The organism is Pseudomonas sp. R5-89-07 (assembly GCF_003851685.1).
Classification (GTDB): domain Bacteria; phylum Pseudomonadota; class Gammaproteobacteria; order Pseudomonadales; family Pseudomonadaceae; genus Aquipseudomonas.
In genome coordinates, this window is sequence record NZ_CP027727.1 from 5324089 (window position 1) to 5343463 (window position 19375).

The following is a 19375-nucleotide window of genomic DNA, read 5'->3' on the forward strand; positions in this document are numbered from 1 at the left end:
ATAATTTCTCCGACCCCTAGTCCTTAGACTTCCACAGCGCGTTCGAGAACATCAACCAATGCCCAAGACTTGGTCTTGGCCAGCGGACGAGTTTCACGAATAGTGACTTTGTCGCCGATGTGGCACTGATTGGTTTCGTCGTGCGCGTGCAGCTTAGTCGAACGCTTAACATATTTACCGTAGATCGGGTGCTTAACGCGACGCTCGATCAAAACGGTGATGGTTTTGTCCATCTTGTCGCTGACAACACGGCCAGTCAGCGTACGGACAGTCTTTTCGGCTTCAGCCATGATCACTTACCTGCCTGCTGGTTGAGCACAGTCTTCACGCGAGCGATGTCACGCTTAACTTGCGAGAGCAGATGAGACTGCCCCAACTGGCCAGTTGCTTTCTGCATACGCAGATTGAACTGGTCGCGCAGCAGGCCGAGCAGTTGCTCGTTCAGCTGCTGTGCGGATTTTTCACGAAGTTCATTCGCTTTCATCACATCACCGTCCGTTTAACAAAGGCGGTGGCGAGCGGCAGCTTTGCAGCAGCCAGGGCAAAAGCCTCACGCGCCAGCTCTTCAGTTACACCCTCGATTTCATACAGGACTTTGCCTGGCTGAATCTGGGCTACCCAGTATTCCACGTTACCCTTACCTTTACCCATCCGAACCTCGAGAGGTTTTTTGGAGATCGGCTTGTCCGGGAATACACGGATCCAGATCTTGCCGCCACGTTTAACGTGACGGGTCAGAGCACGACGCGCTGACTCGATCTGACGAGCGGTGAGACGACCACGAGCTACAGACTTCAGCGCGAACTCGCCGAAGCTGACTTTGCTACCGCGCTGAGCCAGACCACGGTTGTGGCCGGTCATCTGCTTGCGGAACTTCGTACGCTTTGGTTGCAACATTTGGCGTACCCCTTACTTAGCAGCTTTTTTACGAGGCGCTGGTGCTTGTGGTTTCAGTTCTTCTTGGCGACCACCAATTACTTCGCCTTTGAAGATCCAAACCTTTACACCGATCACACCGTAGGTGGTGTGAGCTTCGTAGTTGGCATAGTCGATGTCGGCACGCAGGGTGTGCAATGGCACACGACCTTCGCGATACCATTCAGTACGTGCGATTTCAGCACCGCCGAGACGACCGCTCACTTGGATTTTGATGCCTTTGGCACCAATGCGCATGGCGTTCTGTACAGCGCGCTTCATAGCGCGACGGAACATTACGCGACGCTCCAGCTGCTGAGCTACGCTCTGCGCAACCAGCATACCGTCGAGCTCCGGCTTGCGGATCTCTTCGATATTGATGTGCACAGGCACACCCATTTGCTTGGTCAGGTCCTGACGCAGTTTCTCAACATCTTCACCTTTCTTCCCGATAACGATACCTGGACGAGCGGTGTGGATGGTGATACGTGCAGTTTGTGCCGGACGATGGATATCGATACGGCTTACGGACGCGCTTTTTAGTTTGTCTTGGAGATACTCACGCACCTTCAGATCAGCGAACAAATAGTCCGCATAAGTCCGACCGTCTGCGTACCAGACGGAGGTGTGCTCCTTGACGATTCCCAGGCGAATGCCAATGGGATGTACTTTCTGACCCATCTCTTCGACTCCGTTACTTGTCAGCAACCTTGACAGTGATATGGCAAGACCGCTTGACGATGCGATCAGCACGGCCTTTGGCACGTGGCATGATGCGCTTCAGCGAACGCCCTTCGTTGACGAAAACGGTGCTGACCTTAAGGTCATCAACGTCTGCGCCTTCGTTATGCTCGGCGTTGGCTACGGCCGACTCCAGCACTTTCTTCATGATCTCGGCGGCTTTCTTACTGCTGAAAGCCAACAGGTTGAGCGCTTCGCCCACCTTCTTCCCGCGGATCTGGTCGGCGACCAAGCGGGCTTTCTGGGCGGAGATTCGAGCGCCCGACAACTTAGCGGCTACTTCCATTTCCTAACCCCTTAACGCTTGGCTTTCTTGTCTGCCACGTGCCCACGATAAGTGCGGGTACCGGCAAACTCGCCCAGTTTGTGGCCGACCATGTCTTCGTTAACGAGAACTGGGACGTGTTGACGACCGTTGTGTACAGCGATGGTCAGACCGACCATTTGTGGCAGGATCATCGAACGACGCGACCAGGTCTTAACTGGTTTGCGATCGTTCTTTTCCGCCGCCACTTCGATCTTCTTCAGTAGGTGAAGATCAATAAAAGGACCTTTTTTCAGAGAACGTGGCACTGTCGTATCCCTCTATTTACTTGCGACGACGGACGATCATTTTGTCGGTACGCTTATTACCACGAGTCTTCGCGCCCTTAGTCGGGAAGCCCCATGGCGATACCGGATGACGACCACCAGAGGTACGACCTTCACCACCACCGTGTGGGTGGTCAACCGGGTTCATGGCAACACCACGAACGGTTGGGCGAACGCCACGCCAGCGTTTGGCACCAGCTTTACCCAGCGAACGCAGGCTGTGCTCGGAGTTCGAGACTTCGCCCAGGGTCGCACGGCATTCAGCCAGCACTTTACGCATCTCACCAGAACGCAGACGCAGGGTCACGTAGACACCTTCACGAGCGATCAGCTGAGCCGAAGCACCAGCGGAACGAGCGATTTGCGCGCCTTTACCTGGCTTCAATTCGATGCCGTGTACGGTGCTACCAACTGGAATGTTGCGCAATTGCAGAGCGTTGCCCGGCTTGATCGGTGCCAAGGCACCTGCAATCAGCTGGTCGCCAGCACTCACGCCTTTAGGGGCGATGATGTAGCGACGCTCGCCATCTGCGTACAGCAGCAGAGCGATGTGAGCAGTACGGTTTGGATCGTATTCAATACGCTCGACAGTGGCGGAGATGCCATCTTTGTCGTTGCGACGGAAATCGACCAGACGATAATGCTGCTTATGGCCACCACCGATGTGACGAGTGGTAATACGACCATTGTTGTTACGACCACCAGTCTTCGATTTCTTCTCGAGCAGCGGTGCGTGAGGAGCGCCTTTATGCAGCTCCTGGTTGACCACCTTGACCACAAAACGGCGGCCAGGGGAAGTCGGTTTGCATTTAACGATTGCCATGATGCACCCCTTCCTTACTCAGCACTGCTGCTGAAATCGAGATCTTGGCCTGGCTGAAGGGAGATAACTGCCTTCTTCCAGTCATTACGCTTGCCCAGACCGCGAGCAGTGCGCTTGCTCTTACCCAGAACATTCAGGGTAGTAACACGCTCTACTTTCACGCTGAACAGGCTTTCGACGGCCTTCTTGATTTCCAGCTTGGTTGCGTCAGTTGCAACCTTGAAAACGAACTGGCCTTTCTTGTCAGCCAGAACCGTAGCCTTTTCGGAAACGTGCGGGCCAAGCAGAACTTTAAATACGCGTTCCTGGTTCATCCCAGCAGCTCCTCGAATTTCTTCACGGCCGACACGGTGATCAACACCTTGTCGTATGCGATCAGACTAACTGGATCGGAACCTTGCACGTCACGTACATCAACGTGTGGCAGGTTGCGAGCAGCCAGGTACAGGTTCTGATCAACAGCTTCAGACACGATCAAAACATCGGTCAGGCTCATGTTGTTCAGTTTGCCCAGCAGATCTTTGGTTTTTGGACTTTCAACAGCGAAGTCTTGAACCACGACCAGACGATCAGTACGCACGAGTTCAGCAAGGATGGAGCGCAGAGCTGCGCGGTACATCTTCTTGTTGAGCTTCTGAGAGTGATCCTGTGGACGAGCTGCGAAAGTGGTACCACCGCCACGCCAGATTGGGCTACGGATAGTACCGGCACGAGCACGGCCAGTGCCTTTCTGACGCCAAGGGCGCTTACCGCCACCACGTACGTCGGAACGGGTCTTTTGCTGCTTGCTACCTTGACGGCCGCCAGCCATGTAGGCCACGACTGCTTGGTGAACCAGCGTCTCGTTGAATTCGCCGCCAAATGTCAGTTCGGAAACTTCGATCGCTTGAGCGTCATTTACATTTAATTGCATGTCAGCTTCCCCTTAACCGCGAGCCTTGGCCGCTGGACGTACAACCAGGTTGCCGCCAGTAGCGCCAGGAACAGCACCCTTGACCAACAACAGATTGCGTTCAGCGTCGACGCGCACTACTTCGAGGGACTGCACGGTCACGCGCTCAGCGCCCATATGACCGGACATTTTTTTGCCCTTGAATACACGACCAGGAGTCTGGCACTGGCCAATAGAGCCCGGGACGCGGTGGGAAACGGAGTTACCGTGAGTGTTGTCTTGACCACGGAAATTCCAACGCTTGATCGTACCCTGGAAGCCTTTACCTTTGGACTGACCGGTTACATCAACCAGTTGACCAGCAGCGAAGATTTCAGCGTTGATCAGATCGCCAGCCTGGTAGTCGCCGTCTTCAAGACGGAACTCCATGACGGTGCGACCAGCTGCAACGTTTGCTTTAGCGAAGTGACCTGCTTGAGCAGCAGTCACGCGCGAAGCACGACGCTCGCCGACAGTGACTTGCACTGCACGATAGCCATCGGTCTCTTCAGTTTTGAACTGGGTGACGCGATTCGGTTCGATCTCAATGACCGTGACCGGAATGGAGACACCTTCTTCGGTGAAAATACGGGTCATACCGCATTTACGACCGACTACACCAATAGTCATGTTGTAAACCTCATGAGTGTACGGGGCTTTCACCCGCTATGGCCGCCCATTTCAGAGCGTTACACGACTAAGACCCAAGTCTTAGCCGAGGCTGATCTGTACTTCCACACCGGCCGCCAGATCAAGCTTCATAAGTGCATCAACGGTTTTATCCGTTGGCTGGACGATGTCCAGTACGCGCTTATGAGTGCGGATCTCGTACTGGTCACGCGCGTCTTTGTTGACGTGCGGGGAGACCAGAACGGTGAACCGCTCTTTACGGGTAGGCAGTGGAATTGGACCACGCACTTGAGCACCAGTACGTTTCGCGGTTTCCACGATTTCCTGGGTGGATTGGTCGATCAGGCGATGGTCAAAAGCCTTCAACCTGATACGGATTTGCTGATTTTGCATTGGATTTCAGACTCCGGCTGCTATTCCCAGCGAGCGCAATACGCCCGTTAAAAGGAGGCGCAATTCTATAGACGGCCCTGATGGGTGTCAACCCAATAAAAAAGGCCCCCGCTGAGCGGGGGCCTTTTCAAAACATCAGAACTATCTCAGAAGAGATAATTACTCGATGATTTTAGCTACAACGCCAGCACCAACGGTACGGCCGCCTTCACGGATTGCGAAACGCAGACCGTCTTCCATAGCGATGGTTTTGATCAGGGTGACAACCATTTTGATGTTGTCGCCTGGCATTACCATTTCTACGCCTTCCGGCAGTTCGCAGTTACCAGTCACGTCAGTAGTACGGAAGTAGAACTGTGGACGGTAGCCTTTGAAGAACGGAGTGTGACGACCGCCTTCTTCTTTGCTCAGCACGTACACTTCAGCTTCGAACTTGGTGTGCGGCTTAACCGAACCTGGCTTGACCAGAACCTGGCCACGCTCAACGTCGTCACGCTTGGTACCACGCAGCAGCACGCCGCAGTTCTCGCCAGCACGACCTTCGTCGAGCAGTTTACGGAACATTTCAACACCGGTGCAGGTGGTGACGGTAGTGTCACGCAGACCAACGATTTCCAGTGGATCTTGAACCTTGACGATACCGCGCTCGATACGACCAGTTACAACAGTACCGCGACCGGAGATCGAGAATACGTCTTCGATTGGCATCAGGAACGGCTTGTCGATAACACGGACTGGATCTGGGATGTAGCTGTCCAGAGTCTCAACCAGTTTACGAACGGACGTGGTGCCCATTTCGTTGTCGTCTTTGCCTTCCAGAGCCATACGAGCAGAACCGATGATGATCGGAGTGTCGTCACCTGGGAAGTCGTAAGTGCTCAGCAGGTCGCGCACTTCCATCTCAACCAGTTCCAGCAGCTCAGCGTCGTCTACCAGGTCAGCCTTGTTCAGGTAAACCACGATGTACGGAACGCCAACCTGACGGGACAGCAGGATGTGCTCACGGGTTTGTGGCATCGGACCATCAGCGGCCGAGCAAACCAGGATTGCGCCGTCCATCTGGGCAGCACCGGTGATCATGTTCTTCACATAGTCAGCGTGACCTGGGCAGTCAACGTGAGCGTAGTGACGGATCAGCGAGTTGTATTCAACGTGCGCGGTGTTGATGGTGATACCACGAGCTTTTTCTTCTGGCGCGCTGTCGATTTTATCGAAATCAACGATTGCGGAACCGAATACTTCGGAGCAAACGCGAGTCAGAGCAGCAGTCAGAGTGGTTTTACCGTGGTCAACGTGACCGATAGTGCCAACGTTGACGTGCGGTAGGGAACGATCAAATTTTTCTTTAGCCACGACAATTAACTCCTTGCCTAAAGGACTGAATCAGCCTTGTTTTTTGGATACAGTTTCAGCGATGTGCGCCGGAGCTGTGTTGTATTTTTTGAATTCCATAGAGTAGCTTGCGCGACCCTGAGACATGGAGCGAACGTCGGTCGCATAACCGAACATCTCACCCAACGGAACCTCGGCGCGAATCACTTTGCCGGAAACCGTGTCTTCCATACCCAAGATCATGCCGCGACGACGGTTAAGGTCGCCCATGACATCACCCATATAGTCTTCAGGTGTAACAACTTCTACCGCCATGATTGGCTCAAGCAACTCACCACCGCCCTTCTGGGCCAGCTGCTTGGTTGCCATGGAGGCAGCCACCTTAAACGCCATCTCGTTGGAGTCGACGTCGTGGTAAGAACCGTCAAAAACGGTTGCTTTCAGGCCGATCAGCGGATAGCCGGCAACAACACCGTTCTTCATCTGCTCTTCGATACCCTTCTGGATAGCAGGGATGTATTCCTTAGGAACAACACCACCTACTACTTCGTTCACGAATTGCAGACCTTCCTGACCTTCGTCAGCAGGAGCAAAACGGATCCAGCAGTGACCGAACTGACCACGACCGCCGGATTGACGAACGAACTTGCCTTCGATTTCACAGTTCTTCGTGATGCGCTCACGATAGGAAACCTGAGGCTTACCGATGTTGGCTTCGACGTTGAACTCACGGCGCATCCGGTCAACCAGGATGTCCAGGTGAAGCTCGCCCATGCCGGAGATGATCGTTTGACCAGTCTCTTCATCAGTCTTGACGCGGAAAGATGGATCTTCCTGAGCAAGTTTGCCCAGAGCGATACCCATTTTTTCCTGGTCATCCTTGGTCTTTGGCTCTACGGCAACCGAAATAACCGGCTCCGGGAAGTCCATGCGAACCAGGATGATTGGCTTGTCAGCGTTGCACAAGGTTTCACCGGTGGTGACGTCCTTCATGCCGATCAAGGCCGCGATGTCACCAGCGCGCACTTCCTTGATCTCTTCGCGGGCGTTTGCGTGCATTTGCACCATACGGCCCACGCGCTCTTTCTTGCCTTTAACCGAGTTGATTACGCCGTCGCCGGAGTTCAACACGCCCGAGTAAACGCGGACGAAGGTCAAGGTACCCACGAATGGGTCAGTGGCAATTTTAAATGCCAGAGCGGAGAACGGTTCTGCGTCGTCTGCATGACGCTCCAGCTCGATAGTCTCGTCATCCGGGTCAGTACCCTTGATGGCAGGAATATCAACCGGTGCCGGCAGGTAGTCGATCACAGCATCGAGAACCAGGGGAACGCCCTTGTTCTTGAACGAGGAACCACAAACAGCCAAGACGATCTCACCAGCGATAGTACGCTGACGCAGAGCGGCCTTGATTTCCGCGTTGGTGAGTTCTTCACCTTCGAGGTATTTGTTCATCAGCTCTTCATTGGCTTCGGCCGCAGCTTCAACCATGTTGTTGCGCCATTCGTCAGCCAGTTCCTGCAGTTCAGCAGGGATAGGCTTGCGAACAGGAACCATACCTTTGTCGGCATCGTTCCAGTAGACAGCTTCCATGGTCAGCAGATCGATCTGCCCCTGGAAATTATCTTCGGAACCGATAGCCAATTGGATAGGAACCGGGGTGTGACCCAGACGCTGTTTGATCTGACCGATCACGCGCAGGAAGTTGGCACCAGCACGGTCCATCTTGTTTACGTAAACAAGACGTGGAACGCCGTATTTGTTGGCTTGGCGCCATACGGTTTCCGACTGAGGCTCAACACCCGAGGTACCACAGAACACAACGACAGCGCCGTCGAGTACGCGCAGGGAACGTTCAACTTCAATGGTGAAGTCTACGTGGCCTGGGGTATCGATTACGTTGAAGCGGTGCTCGTCTTTGTACTGCTTCTCGGAACCTTTCCAGAAGGCGGTAATAGCAGCAGAAGTAATGGTAATACCACGCTCCTGCTCCTGAACCATCCAGTCTGTGGTCGCGGCGCCATCATGCACCTCGCCCATCTTGTGACTTTTGCCGGTGTAAAACAGTACGCGCTCGGTGGTGGTGGTTTTACCAGCATCCACGTGAGCGACGATACCGATGTTACGGTAACGGCTAATCGGAGTAGTACGAGCCATAAAGCCCTCGCAAAATTAGTGAAGCTAAAATTAGAAGCGGTAGTGCGAGAAAGCTTTGTTAGCTTCAGCCATACGGTGCACGTCTTCACGCTTCTTAACAGCAGCACCTTTACCTTCAGCAGCGTCCAACAGTTCGCCGGCCAAACGCAGGGCCATAGACTTCTCGCCGCGCTTACGGGCGAAGTCTACCAACCAGCGCATTGCCAGAGCGTTACGACGGGACGGACGAACTTCAACCGGAACCTGGTAAGTAGCACCGCCTACACGGCGCGACTTCACTTCGACCAGCGGAGCGATGGCGTCGAGAGCTTTCTCGAAGATTTCCAGGGGGTCGCTGTTCTTGCGTTCTTTAACCTTTTCCAGCGCGCCATAAACGATACGCTCGGCAACGGCTTTCTTGCCGCTTTCCATCACGTGGTTCATGAACTTGGCCAGAATTTGGCTTCCGTATTTTGGATCGTCAAGCACTTCGCGCTTGGCTGCTACGCGTCTTCTTGGCATGGATAAGCCCTCAAACGGTCTTCAGGTTCGCTCGGAATCGGTGCCCTTTCGGGACGCCTCCGACCTTACTCTTATCGACTCAGAAAATAAGATGATTCAGGTTTACAAAAAGCCGCTACTACTTAGGCTTTTTGGTACCGTACTTCGAACGACCCTGGTTACGACCTTTAACACCGGAAGTATCCAAGGAGCCACGTACGGTGTGGTAACGAACACCTGGCAAGTCTTTTACACGACCGCCGCGGATCAGTACCACGCTGTGCTCTTGCAGGTTGTGGCCTTCACCGCCGATGTACGAGGAAACCTCGAAACCGTTGGTCAGACGCACACGGCATACTTTACGCAGTGCCGAGTTAGGTTTTTTCGGCGTGGTGGTATACACACGGGTGCATACGCCACGACGTTGCGGGCAGTTCTGCAGCGCAGGCACGTCGGATTTCTCGACGATACGCTTACGCGGCTGACGTACCAGCTGGTTGATAGTTGCCATCTACTAGCTCCACTGTTGTCTTGCGACGCTATTGTCTTGCAAGAAAAGCAAAATGGCAGGAACGAATTCCCGCCAAATTTAGGGGTACAAGAGTCTAAAGAGGATCTTGTCCCCAGTCAAGGCAAGGCCCCGACCTCCCCTCCCGTCGAACCGGGGCAAAAATGCCTCGATCCGACGAATGGGGCTGCCAGGGCCCGGACTTATTTATCGCAGAACTCAGTTACCGCTTGAGTTCAGCGCTTCGGTCAGTGCAGCTTCCACTTCACTGGCGCTTACGCGCAACGGTTTGTCAGCGTCACGGCGGCGCTTACGCTCGCTGTGGTAAGCCAAACCGGTACCCGCCGGGATCAAACGACCCACGACCACGTTTTCTTTCAGGCCGCGCAGGTAATCGCGCTTGCCGGTTACCGCTGCTTCGGTCAGTACGCGAGTGGTCTCCTGGAAGGAGGCCGCCGAGATGAACGACTCAGTGGACAACGACGCCTTGGTAATACCCAGCAGTACACGAGTGAACTTGGAAACGAATTTCTCGTCGCCAGCCAGACGCTCGTTCTCTACCAGTACGTGAGTCAGTTCCATCTGGTCGCCCTTGATGAAACTGGAATCGCCGGATTCAGCGATTTCAACTTTACGCAACATCTGACGCAGGATGGTCTCGATGTGCTTATCGTTGATCTTCACGCCTTGCAGACGGTAAACGTCCTGGATCTCGTTAACGATGTACTTGGCCAGCGCACTCACACCCAGCAGACGCAGGATGTCGTGTGGATCGCTCGGGCCGTCGGAGATAACTTCGCCGCGGTTTACCTGTTCGCCTTCGAAGACGTTCAGGTGACGCCACTTAGGAATCAGCTCTTCGTACGGATCGCTACCGTCGTTCGGGGTAATGACCAGACGGCGCTTGCCCTTGGTCTCTTTACCGAACGCGATGGTGCCGCTGACTTCAGCCAGAATCGACGCCTCTTTCGGACGACGAGCTTCGAACAAGTCGGCAACACGCGGCAGACCACCGGTGATGTCTCGAGTCTTCGAGGTTTCTTGCGGGATACGCGCGATAACATCACCGATCGCGATCTTCGCACCATCCGCTACACCGACCAGGGCGTTGGCTGGCAGGAAGTACTGAGCGATTACGTCAGTGCCTGGCAGCAACAAGTCCTTGCCGTTGTCATCGACCATCTTCACGGCAGGACGGATGTCTTTACCGGCAGCTGGACGATCTTTCGCGTCGAGTACTTCAATGTTGGTCATACCGGTCAATTCGTCAGTCTGACGTTTGATCGTGATGCCTTCTTCCATGCCCACGTAGGTCACGGTACCTTTCATTTCGGTAACGATTGGGTGAGTGTGCGGATCCCACTTGGCCACGATTGCGCCAGCGTCGACCTTGTCACCTTCCTTGACCGAAATTACAGCACCGTACGGCAGCTTGTAACGCTCACGCTCACGACCGTAGTCATCAGCGATCGCCAGCTCACCAGAACGGGACACAGCAACCAGGTGACCATCCACTCGCTCAACGTGCTTCAGGTTGTGCAGACGGACAGTACCGCCGTTCTTCACCTGAACGCTGTCGGCTGCGGAGGTCCGGCTTGCCGCACCACCAATGTGGAACGTACGCATGGTCAGCTGGGTACCCGGCTCACCGATGGACTGGGCAGCGATAACGCCGACCGCTTCACCGATGTTCACCTGGTGACCACGAGCCAAATCACGACCGTAGCACTTGGCGCAGATGCCGTAGCGGGTTTCGCAGCTGATCGGCGAACGAACGATTACTTCGTCGATGCTGTTGAGCTCGATGAACTCGACCCACTTCTCATCCACCAGAGTGCCGGCAGGAACGATAACTTCCTCGGTACCCGGCTTGAATACGTCACGGGCAATAACACGACCCAATACGCGTTCACCCAGTGGCTCTACAACGTCACCGCCTTCAATGTGCGGAGTCATCAGCAGGCCATGCTCGGTGCCGCAATCGATCTCGGTTACAACCAGATCCTGGGCAACGTCTACCAGACGACGTGTCAGGTAACCGGAGTTAGCGGTTTTCAACGCGGTATCCGCCAGACCCTTACGAGCACCGTGAGTGGAGATGAAGTACTGAAGTACGCTCAAACCTTCACGGAAGTTCGCGGTAATCGGCGTTTCGATGATGGAACCGTCCGGCTTGGCCATCAGGCCACGCATACCGGCGAGCTGACGGATCTGCGCAGCAGAACCCCGCGCGCCCGAGTCGGCCATCATGTACATCGAGTTGAAGGACTCTTGGTCAACTTCGTCGCCGTGACGGTCGATGACTTTCTCTTTCGAGAGGTTGGCCATCATCGCCTTGGAAACTTCGTCGTTGGCCTTGGACCAAAGGTCGATTACTTTGTTGTACTTCTCGCCCTGGGTTACCAGGCCGGAGGCGTACTGGCTCTCGATCTCTTTCACTTCATCGGTTGCAGCCGCGATGATGCGAGCTTTTTCATCAGGGATAACGAAGTCGTTAACACCGATGGAAACGCCGGAAATGGTCGAATAAGCAAAACCGGTGTACATCAACTGGTCAGCGAAGATCACGGTCTCTTTCAAACCAACCACGCGGTAGCATTGGTTGATCAGCCTGGAGATCGCCTTTTTCTTCATTGGCAGGTTGACGACGTCGTACGACAGACCTTTTGGTACAACCTGATACAACAGCGCACGGCCGACAGTCGTGTCGACGATACGAACATTGCTCACGCTGCCGCCGTCACGGTCATTGACGGTTTCGTGGATCCGCACTTTGACCTTGGCGTGCAGTGCGGCTTCGCCGGCACGGAACACACGGTCAACTTCCTGCAGGTCAGCGAACACACGACCTTCGCCCTTGGCATTGATCGCTTCACGGGTCATGTAGTACAGACCCAATACAACGTCCTGCGACGGAACGATGATTGGCTCACCGTTGGCTGGCGACAGAATGTTGTTGGTCGACATCATCAACGCACGCGCTTCCAACTGGGCTTCCAGTGTCAGCGGTACGTGCACGGCCATTTGGTCGCCGTCGAAGTCGGCGTTGTACGCAGCACAGACCAGAGGGTGCAGCTGGATAGCCTTGCCTTCGATCAGTACCGGTTCAAACGCCTGGATACCCAGACGGTGAAGGGTCGGTGCACGGTTGAGGAGAACCGGGTGTTCGCGAATCACTTCAGCGAGAACGTCCCAAACCTCTGGCAGTTCGCGCTCGACCATTTTCTTGGCCGCTTTGATGGTGGTCGCGAGACCGCGCATTTCCAGCTTGCCGAAGATGAACGGCTTGAACAGCTCGAGCGCCATCTTCTTAGGCAGACCGCACTGGTGCAGACGCAGGGTCGGGCCTACGGTAATTACCGAACGACCGGAGTAGTCAACACGCTTACCGAGCAAGTTCTGACGGAAACGACCTTGCTTACCCTTGATCATGTCAGCCAGGGATTTCAGAGGACGCTTGTTCGAACCGGTGATAGCGCGGCCACGACGACCGTTGTCGAGCAGAGCATCGACAGCTTCCTGCAACATACGCTTTTCGTTGCGCACGATGATGTCCGGAGCGGACAGATCGAGCAGGCGCTTCAAGCGGTTGTTACGGTTGATCACGCGGCGGTACAGGTCGTTGAGGTCGGACGTCGCGAAACGACCACCGTCCAACGGTACCAGCGGACGCAAGTCTGGCGGCAGAACCGGCAGAACGGTCAGCACCATCCACTCTGGCAGGTTGCCGGAACCCTGGAAGGCTTCCATCAACTTCAGACGCTTGGACAGCTTCTTGATCTTGGTTTCGGAGTTGGTTTGCGGAATTTCTTCGCGCAGACGGCCAATCTCGTGTTCCAGGTCGATAGCGTGCAGCAGCTCACGGACAGCTTCGGCACCCATGCGGGCATCAAAGTCGTCGCCGAACTCTTCCAGCGCTTCGAAGTACTGCTCGTCGTTCAGCAGCTGACCTTTTTCAAGGGTGGTCATGCCTGGGTCGATAACGACATAGCTCTCGAAGTAGAGAACGCGTTCGATATCACGCAGGGTCATGTCCATCAGCAAGCCGATACGGGACGGCAGCGATTTCAGGAACCAGATGTGGGCAACCGGCGAAGCCAGTTCAATGTGCGCCATGCGCTCACGACGAACCTTGGCCAGCGCAACTTCAACGCCGCACTTCTCGCAGATCACACCACGGTGCTTCAAGCGCTTGTACTTACCGCACAGGCACTCGTAATCCTTTACCGGGCCAAAGATCTTGGCGCAGAACAGGCCGTCACGCTCAGGTTTGAACGTACGGTAGTTGATGGTTTCCGGCTTTTTAACTTCACCGAACGACCACGAACGGATCATCTCAGGCGATGCCAATCCAATACGGATGGCGTCGAACTCTTCGACTTGACCCTGGTTTTTCAGCAAATTCAGTAGGTCTTTCAAGGCCTTTCCTCCTGGCGGAGCAGAGAGCGGGCTAAGCTGCCCCGCTCTCGATTCGCGTCACGTGTTATTCGGTTTCCAGATCGATATCGATGCCGAGGGAACGAATTTCTTTGATCAACACGTTGAAAGACTCGGGCATGCCCGGCTCCATACGGTGATCGCCGTCCACGATGTTTTTGTACATCTTGGTACGACCGTTCACATCGTCCGACTTCACTGTGAGCATTTCTTGCAGAGTGTATGCAGCACCGTATGCTTCCAGTGCCCAGACCTCCATCTCCCCGAAACGCTGACCACCGAACTGAGCCTTACCACCCAGCGGCTGCTGGGTAACCAGGCTGTACGAACCGGTAGAACGAGCGTGCATCTTGTCGTCTACCAAGTGGTTCAGCTTCAGCATGTACATGTAGCCAACAGTAACCGGGCGCTCGAACTTGTTGCCGGTACGGCCGTCGAACAGCTGCATCTGGCCGCTTTCCGGCAGGTCTGCCAGTTTCAGCATGGCCTTGATTTCGCTTTCCTTGGCACCGTCGAACACCGGGGTAGCCATTGGAACGCCGCCGCGCAGGTTCTTCGCCAAGTCCAGGATTTCCTGGTCGGAGAAGGTGTCCAGCTCTTCGTTGCGACCGCCGATCTCGTTGTAGATCTCGTGCAGGAACTTACGCAGGTCAGCGACCTTGCGCTGCTCTTCGATCATACGGTTGATCTTTTCGCCCAGACCTTTGGCCGCGAGGCCCAGGTGGGTTTCAAGGATCTGACCGACGTTCATACGCGAAGGTACGCCCAACGGGTTGAGGACGACGTCGACCGGGGTGCCATTGGCATCGTGCGGCATGTCTTCAACCGGCATGATCACAGAGACCACACCCTTGTTACCGTGACGACCGGCCATCTTGTCGCCCGGCTGGATGCGACGACGGATTGCCAGGTAAACCTTGACGATTTTCAGCACGCCTGGAGCCAGGTCATCGCCCTGCTGCAGTTTGCGCTTCTTGTCTTCGAACTTGTCGTCCAGCAGACGGCGGCGATCAACGATGTAGGCCTGAGCCTTCTCGAGCTGCTCGTTCAGAGCATCTTCAGCCATGCGCAGTTTGAACCACTGGCCGTGCTCAAGACCGTCGAGGATTTCGTCGGTGATGTCCTGACCTTTCTTCAGACCTGCGCCGCCTTCAGCCTTGTGGCCTACCAAAGCGGAACGCAGACGTTCGAAGGTCGCGCCTTCAACGATACGGAACTCTTCGTTCAGGTCCTTGCGGATCTCGTCGAGCTGGGTCTTCTCGATGGACAGTGCACGAGCATCACGCTCAACGCCGTCACGGGTGAAGACCTGTACGTCGATGACAGTACCCTTGGTACCGGTAGGTACACGCAGGGAGGTGTCTTTAACGTCGCTGGCTTTTTCACCGAAGATGGCACGCAGCAGCTTCTCTTCCGGAGTCAGTTGGGTCTCGCCTTTCGGAGTGACCTTACCGACCAGGATGTCGCCAGCGCCAACTTCAGCACCTACATAAACGATACCGGCTTCGTCCAGTTTGTTCAGTGCAGCTTCACCCACGTTCGGGATGTCTGCAGTGATTTCCTCAGGCCCAAGCTTGGTGTCACGCGCCACACAGGTCAGTTCCTGGATGTGGATCGTGGTAAAGCGATCTTCTTGAACAACTCGTTCCGACAGGCAGATGGAGTCTTCGAAGTTGTAACCGTTCCAGGCCATGAACGCGATGCGCATGTTCTGACCCAGTGCCAGCTCACCCATGTCGGTGGACGGGCCGTCGGCCATGATGTCGCTACGCTGAACACGGTCACCCTTACGCACCAGCGGACGCTGGTTAATGCAGGTGTTCTGGTTCGAACGGGTGTATTTGGTCAGGTTGTAGATGTCGACACCAGCTTCACCGGTTTCAACTTCGTCATCGGCAACACGCACCACGATACGGCTGGCATCAACGGAGTCGATTACGCCGCCACGACGAGCTACGACGCAAACGCCGGAGTCACGGGCTACGTTACGCTCCATGCCGGTACCTACCAGCGGCTTGTCGGCGCGCAGGGTCGGTACAGCTTGACGCTGCATGTTGGAACCCATCAACGCACGGTTGGCGTCATCGTGCTCCAGGAACGGGATCAGCGACGCTGCAACCGAAACTACCTGCTTGGGCGAAACGTCCATCAGGGTGACGTCTTCCGGCGCCTTGACGGTGAACTCGTTCAAGTGACGAACGGCTACCAGCTCGTCGATCAGGACTTTCTTGTCGTTCATCGTGGCCGAAGCCTGAGCGATCACGTGATCAGCTTCTTCGATGGCGGACAGGAATACGATCTCGTCGGTGACCAGACCCTCTTTCACCACACGGTACGGGCTCTCGAGGAAGCCGTACTGGTTGGTGCGCGCATAAGCGGCCAGGGAGTTGATCAGACCGATGTTCGGACCTTCCGGCGTTTCGATCGGGCATACACGACCGTAGTGCGTCGGGTGAACGTCACGAACTTCAAAGCCAGCGCGCTCACGGGTCAGACCGCCCGGGCCCAGTGCAGAGACACGGCGCTTGTGGGTGATCTCGGAGAGCGGGTTGTTCTGGTCCATGAACTGCGAGAGCTGGCTGGAACCGAAGAACTCTTTCACCGCTGCAGCCACTGGCTTGGCGTTGATCAGGTCTTGCGGCATCAGGCCTTCGCTTTCAGCCATCGACAGACGCTCTTTGACCGCACGCTCAACACGTACCAGGCCAACGCGGAACTGGTTCTCGGCCATTTCGCCTACGCAGCGAACACGACGGTTACCCAGGTGGTCGATGTCATCGACAATGCCTTTGCCGTTACGGATGTCGACCAGGGTCTTCAGTACCGCGACGATGTCTTCCTTGCACAGCACGCCCGAACCTTCGATTTCGGTACGACCGATACGACGGTTGAACTTCATCCGGCCGACCGCAGACAGGTCATAGCGCTCAGGGCTGAAGAACAGGTTGTTGAACAGGGTCTCGGCAGCGTCTTTGGTTGGCGGCTCACCCGGACGCATCATGCGATAGATCTCAACCAGCGCTTCCAATTGGTTGCTGGTGGAGTCGATCTTCAGGGTGTCGGAGATGAACGGACCGCAGTCGATGTCGTTGGTATACAGGGTCTCGATGCGAACAACCTGGGCCTTGGCGATTTTGGCCAGGATCTCGGTGTTCAGCTCGGTGTTGCACTCAGCCAGGATTTCGCCTGTAGCCGGGTGAACGATGACCTTGGCGGTCGTGCGGCCCAGGACATAGTCCAGCGGCACTTCCAATTCTTTGAGACCGGCTTTTTCGATCTGGTTGATGTGGCGCGCGGTAATACGACGGCCAGCTTCAACAATGACCTTGCCCTTTTCATCCTGGATGTCCAGGACGGCAATTTCACCACGCAGACGCGAAGCGATCAGCTCCAGCTTGAGGGTTTCATCCTTCAGGCTGAATACGTTGGTGGTGTAGAAGGCGTCCAGCACTTGCTCGGTGGTATAGCCGAGCGCGCGCAGCAGTACCGAGGCCGGCAGCTTGCGACGACGGTCGATACGCACGAACACGCAGTCTTTCGGGTCGAACTCGAAGTCCAACCACGAACCGCGGTACGGAATGATCCGCGCGGAGTACAGGAGCTTACCGGAGCTGTGCGTCTTGCCGCGGTCGTGGTCGAAGAACACGCCCGGGGAACGGTGCAGCTGGGAAACGATTACGCGCTCGGTACCGTTGATAACGAAGGTACCGTTTTCAGTCATCAGTGGGATTTCGCCCATGTAGACTTCTTGCTCTTTGATGTCCTTGATCGCTTTGTTCGACGATTCTTTGTCGAAAATGATCAGACGGACTTTTACCCGCAAAGGTACGGCGTACGTAACACCGCGCAACACGCATTCTTTGACATCAAATGCCGGTTCGCCCAGGCGATAACCGACGTACTCCAGCGCAGCATTGCCGGAGTAGCTGATGATCGGGAAAACGGATTTGAAGGCCGCATGCAGGCCCACGTCGCGGAACTGATCTTTGGTCGCTCCCGCCTGCAAGAATTCACGATACGAATCCAGCTGGATAGCCAGAAGGTACGGGACATCCATGACGTCCGGCAACTTGCTAAAGTCCTTGCGGATACGTTTTTTCTCAGTATATGAGTAAGCCATCAGCGTTCCCCAGCTTGGTCACCTGCTTGTTTGGCCCTCCCGACGGGAGCAGCCAGAAAATCTTGCAAACCCCATGGTTTGCACCACCGCATCGGGTGGCTACAGCGCGTTAATGGCGGCGACCGAGTCGTCAGCCAAGAACGGAAAAAGGCCGGTGGCAAGAGCCACCAGCCATCAGCCTTCAGCTTAAAGCTTGGGCTGGAGACGCAAGGTCGATGCTTACTTCAGCTCGACTTTAGCGCCTGCTTCTTCCAGAGTAGCTTTGGCTTTGTCAGCGGCGTCTTTCGACACTGCTTCCAGAACCTGGGCAGGAGCGCCGTCAACTACAGCCTTGGCTTCTTTCAGGCCCAGACCGGTCAGTTCACGTACTGCCTTGATCACGTTTACTTTCTTCTCGCCAGCTTCCAGCAGCATGACGTTGAATTCGGTTTGCTCTTCAGCAGCGACAGCAGCAACAGCTGGGCCAGCGGAAGCAGCGGCAGCGGAAACGCCGAATTTTTCTTCGAAAGCTTTGATCAGCTCAACAACCTGCAGAACCGACATTTCAGCTACGGCGTTGAGGATATCGTCTTGGGAGATAGACATTGCTGTATTTCCTGAATTGGGGGACGGCCTACGCGGCCATCGAAATAAACAAAAATACGCGAGAGAAGTTGCTCAGCCTTAGGCTGCGGCAGCTTCTTTTTGCTCGCGAACTGCAGCCAGAGTACGAGCCAGCTTGCTGGTAGCGCCTTGAATCACGCTCATCAGCTGCGAAATGGCTTCGTCGCGGGTCGGCAGTGTTGCCAGTACGTCGATTTGGTTAGCTGCGAGGAACTTGCCCTCGAACGCAGCTGCCTTGATCTCGAACTTATCCTGACTCTTGGCAAATTCCTTGAACAAACGGGCAGCAGCGCCTGGATGGTCTTTGGAAAACGCGATCAGAGTCGGGCCAGTGAACACGTCATTGAGAACACTGTATTCAGTGTCAGCAACAGCGCGCTTGAGCAAGGTGTTACGTACAACACGTACGTAAACGCCAGCTTCACGAGCCTCTTTACGGAGTCCGGTCATAGCGCCTACTGTCACACCACGGGCATCAGCCACGACAGCGGACAGAGCAGCTTTGGCAGCCTCGTTGACTTCAGCGACGATGGCCTTCTTGTCTTCGAGATTAATTGCCACGGGTTTAACTCCTGCTTGTTACCGTTTCATCCGGCCTAGGCCTGATGTCGTTTTGGTGTCTGATTCGGTAAGGAACCGGGAGCACCATCTGCGTAGGCTTGTTGGTTTAAGACTTGCGTCGCCTACGGTCTTGGATAGCCCCCGCCAGGCAGG

19 protein-coding genes are annotated in these 19375 nt (G+C 55.3%); all 19 read right to left on the reverse strand.

The genetic code is table 11. From position 1 onward, the window contains the following. Positions 1-23 precede the first annotated feature (23 nt). Entirely contained in the window at positions 24-290 is a 267-nt protein-coding gene (gene rpsQ, locus C4J94_RS24385; protein WP_003176419.1) for a 30S ribosomal protein S17, read from the reverse strand. 2 nt (positions 291-292) lie between these two features. Further along, a complete protein-coding gene (gene rpmC, locus C4J94_RS24390) occupies positions 293-484 on the reverse strand; it encodes a 50S ribosomal protein L29 (protein WP_002555481.1) in 192 nt (63 codons plus the stop codon). Continuing rightward, positions 484-897 carry a 50S ribosomal protein L16 gene (rplP, locus tag C4J94_RS24395; protein WP_003232424.1) on the reverse strand — a complete coding sequence of 138 codons (414 nt, stop codon included), beginning with the start codon at positions 895-897 and terminating at the stop codon, positions 484-486. Before rplP ends, rpmC begins: the two co-directional genes overlap by 1 nt. A gap of 12 nt (positions 898-909) precedes the next feature. Further along, positions 910-1596: a 30S ribosomal protein S3 gene (gene rpsC / locus C4J94_RS24400; RefSeq protein WP_003176422.1), complete on the reverse strand. Its 687-nt coding sequence runs from the start codon at positions 1594-1596 to the stop codon at positions 910-912. A 13-nt stretch (positions 1597-1609) separates the two neighbouring features. Further along, complete coding sequence (rplV, locus tag C4J94_RS24405) at positions 1610-1942, reverse strand: 50S ribosomal protein L22 (RefSeq protein ID WP_003103908.1); 333 nt, start codon at positions 1940-1942, stop codon at positions 1610-1612. An 11-nt stretch (positions 1943-1953) separates the two neighbouring features. Continuing rightward, positions 1954-2229, reverse strand: coding sequence for a 30S ribosomal protein S19 (gene rpsS, locus C4J94_RS24410; protein ID WP_002555486.1), 276 nt, complete (start codon positions 2227-2229; stop codon positions 1954-1956). Positions 2230-2245: 16 nt separating this feature from the next. Beyond that, positions 2246-3070, reverse strand: coding sequence for a 50S ribosomal protein L2 (gene rplB / locus C4J94_RS24415; RefSeq protein ID WP_003176423.1), 825 nt, complete (start codon positions 3068-3070; stop codon positions 2246-2248). 14 nt (positions 3071-3084) lie between these two features. Continuing rightward, positions 3085-3384 (reverse strand): 50S ribosomal protein L23, encoded by a 300-nt coding sequence (gene rplW / locus C4J94_RS24420; protein ID WP_002555488.1) that lies wholly within the window; start codon positions 3382-3384, stop codon positions 3085-3087. Beyond that, entirely contained in the window at positions 3381-3983 is a 603-nt protein-coding gene (gene rplD / locus C4J94_RS24425) for a 50S ribosomal protein L4 (RefSeq protein WP_003176424.1), read from the reverse strand. Before rplD ends, rplW begins: the two co-directional genes overlap by 4 nt. Positions 3984-3995: 12 nt before the next feature. Beyond that, positions 3996-4631 (reverse strand): 50S ribosomal protein L3, encoded by a 636-nt coding sequence (gene rplC, locus C4J94_RS24430; RefSeq protein ID WP_003194649.1) that lies wholly within the window; start codon positions 4629-4631, stop codon positions 3996-3998. Positions 4632-4712: 81 nt separating this feature from the next. Next, a complete protein-coding gene (rpsJ, locus tag C4J94_RS24435) occupies positions 4713-5024 on the reverse strand; it encodes a 30S ribosomal protein S10 (protein WP_003186070.1) in 312 nt (103 codons plus the stop codon). A gap of 159 nt (positions 5025-5183) precedes the next feature. Next, positions 5184-6377, reverse strand: coding sequence for an elongation factor Tu (gene tuf, locus C4J94_RS24440; RefSeq protein ID WP_003176426.1), 1194 nt, complete (start codon positions 6375-6377; stop codon positions 5184-5186). A 30-nt stretch (positions 6378-6407) separates the two neighbouring features. After that, entirely contained in the window at positions 6408-8513 is a 2106-nt protein-coding gene (fusA, locus tag C4J94_RS24445; protein WP_057724826.1) for an elongation factor G, read from the reverse strand. A gap of 30 nt (positions 8514-8543) precedes the next feature. Next, positions 8544-9014 (reverse strand): 30S ribosomal protein S7, encoded by a 471-nt coding sequence (gene rpsG, locus C4J94_RS24450; protein ID WP_002555493.1) that lies wholly within the window; start codon positions 9012-9014, stop codon positions 8544-8546. Between the two features lie 118 nt (positions 9015-9132). Further along, positions 9133-9504, reverse strand: coding sequence for a 30S ribosomal protein S12 (rpsL, locus tag C4J94_RS24455; RefSeq protein ID WP_002555494.1), 372 nt, complete (start codon positions 9502-9504; stop codon positions 9133-9135). Between the two features lie 216 nt (positions 9505-9720). Next, the gene (gene rpoC, locus C4J94_RS24460) at positions 9721-13920 is read right to left on the reverse strand and encodes a DNA-directed RNA polymerase subunit beta' (RefSeq protein ID WP_124388409.1); all 4200 of its coding nucleotides are present in this window, start codon (positions 13918-13920) and stop codon (positions 9721-9723) included. A gap of 64 nt (positions 13921-13984) precedes the next feature. Next, the gene (gene rpoB / locus C4J94_RS24465; protein WP_124388410.1) at positions 13985-18058 is read right to left on the reverse strand and encodes a DNA-directed RNA polymerase subunit beta; all 4074 of its coding nucleotides are present in this window, start codon (positions 18056-18058) and stop codon (positions 13985-13987) included. A 219-nt stretch (positions 18059-18277) separates the two neighbouring features. Next, on the reverse strand, positions 18278-18643 hold the full coding sequence (gene rplL / locus C4J94_RS24470) for a 50S ribosomal protein L7/L12 (RefSeq protein WP_003176432.1): 366 nt from the start codon (positions 18641-18643) through the stop codon (positions 18278-18280). A 78-nt stretch (positions 18644-18721) separates the two neighbouring features. Next, entirely contained in the window at positions 18722-19222 is a 501-nt protein-coding gene (rplJ, locus tag C4J94_RS24475) for a 50S ribosomal protein L10 (RefSeq protein ID WP_003232405.1), read from the reverse strand. Positions 19223-19375 lie beyond the last annotated feature (153 nt).

Excerpts from the sequence above, each read along its gene's own strand:
- rpsQ (WP_003176419.1), bottom strand. The coding sequence starts at position 290 with ATGGCTGAAGCCGAAAAGACTGTCCGTACGCTGACTGGCCGTGTTGTC.
- rpmC (WP_002555481.1), bottom strand. The coding sequence starts at position 484 with ATGAAAGCGAATGAACTTCGTGAAAAATCCGCACAGCAGCTGAACGAG.
- rplP (WP_003232424.1), bottom strand. The coding sequence starts at position 897 with ATGTTGCAACCAAAGCGTACGAAGTTCCGCAAGCAGATGACCGGCCAC.
- rpsC (WP_003176422.1), bottom strand. The coding sequence starts at position 1,596 with ATGGGTCAGAAAGTACATCCCATTGGCATTCGCCTGGGAATCGTCAAG.
- rplV (WP_003103908.1), bottom strand. The coding sequence starts at position 1,942 with ATGGAAGTAGCCGCTAAGTTGTCGGGCGCTCGAATCTCCGCCCAGAAA.
- rplB (WP_003176423.1), bottom strand. The coding sequence starts at position 3,070 with ATGGCAATCGTTAAATGCAAACCGACTTCCCCTGGCCGCCGTTTTGTG.
- rplW (WP_002555488.1), bottom strand. The coding sequence starts at position 3,384 with ATGAACCAGGAACGCGTATTTAAAGTTCTGCTTGGCCCGCACGTTTCC.
- rplD (WP_003176424.1), bottom strand. The coding sequence starts at position 3,983 with ATGCAATTAAATGTAAATGACGCTCAAGCGATCGAAGTTTCCGAACTG.
- rplC (WP_003194649.1), bottom strand. The coding sequence starts at position 4,631 with ATGACTATTGGTGTAGTCGGTCGTAAATGCGGTATGACCCGTATTTTC.
- rpsJ (WP_003186070.1), bottom strand. The coding sequence starts at position 5,024 with ATGCAAAATCAGCAAATCCGTATCAGGTTGAAGGCTTTTGACCATCGC.
- fusA (WP_057724826.1), bottom strand. The coding sequence starts at position 8,513 with ATGGCTCGTACTACTCCGATTAGCCGTTACCGTAACATCGGTATCGTC.
- rpsG (WP_002555493.1), bottom strand. The coding sequence starts at position 9,014 with ATGCCAAGAAGACGCGTAGCAGCCAAGCGCGAAGTGCTTGACGATCCA.
- rpsL (WP_002555494.1), bottom strand. The coding sequence starts at position 9,504 with ATGGCAACTATCAACCAGCTGGTACGTCAGCCGCGTAAGCGTATCGTC.
- rpoB (WP_124388410.1), bottom strand. The coding sequence starts at position 18,058 with ATGGCTTACTCATATACTGAGAAAAAACGTATCCGCAAGGACTTTAGC.
- rplL (WP_003176432.1), bottom strand. The coding sequence starts at position 18,643 with ATGTCTATCTCCCAAGACGATATCCTCAACGCCGTAGCTGAAATGTCG.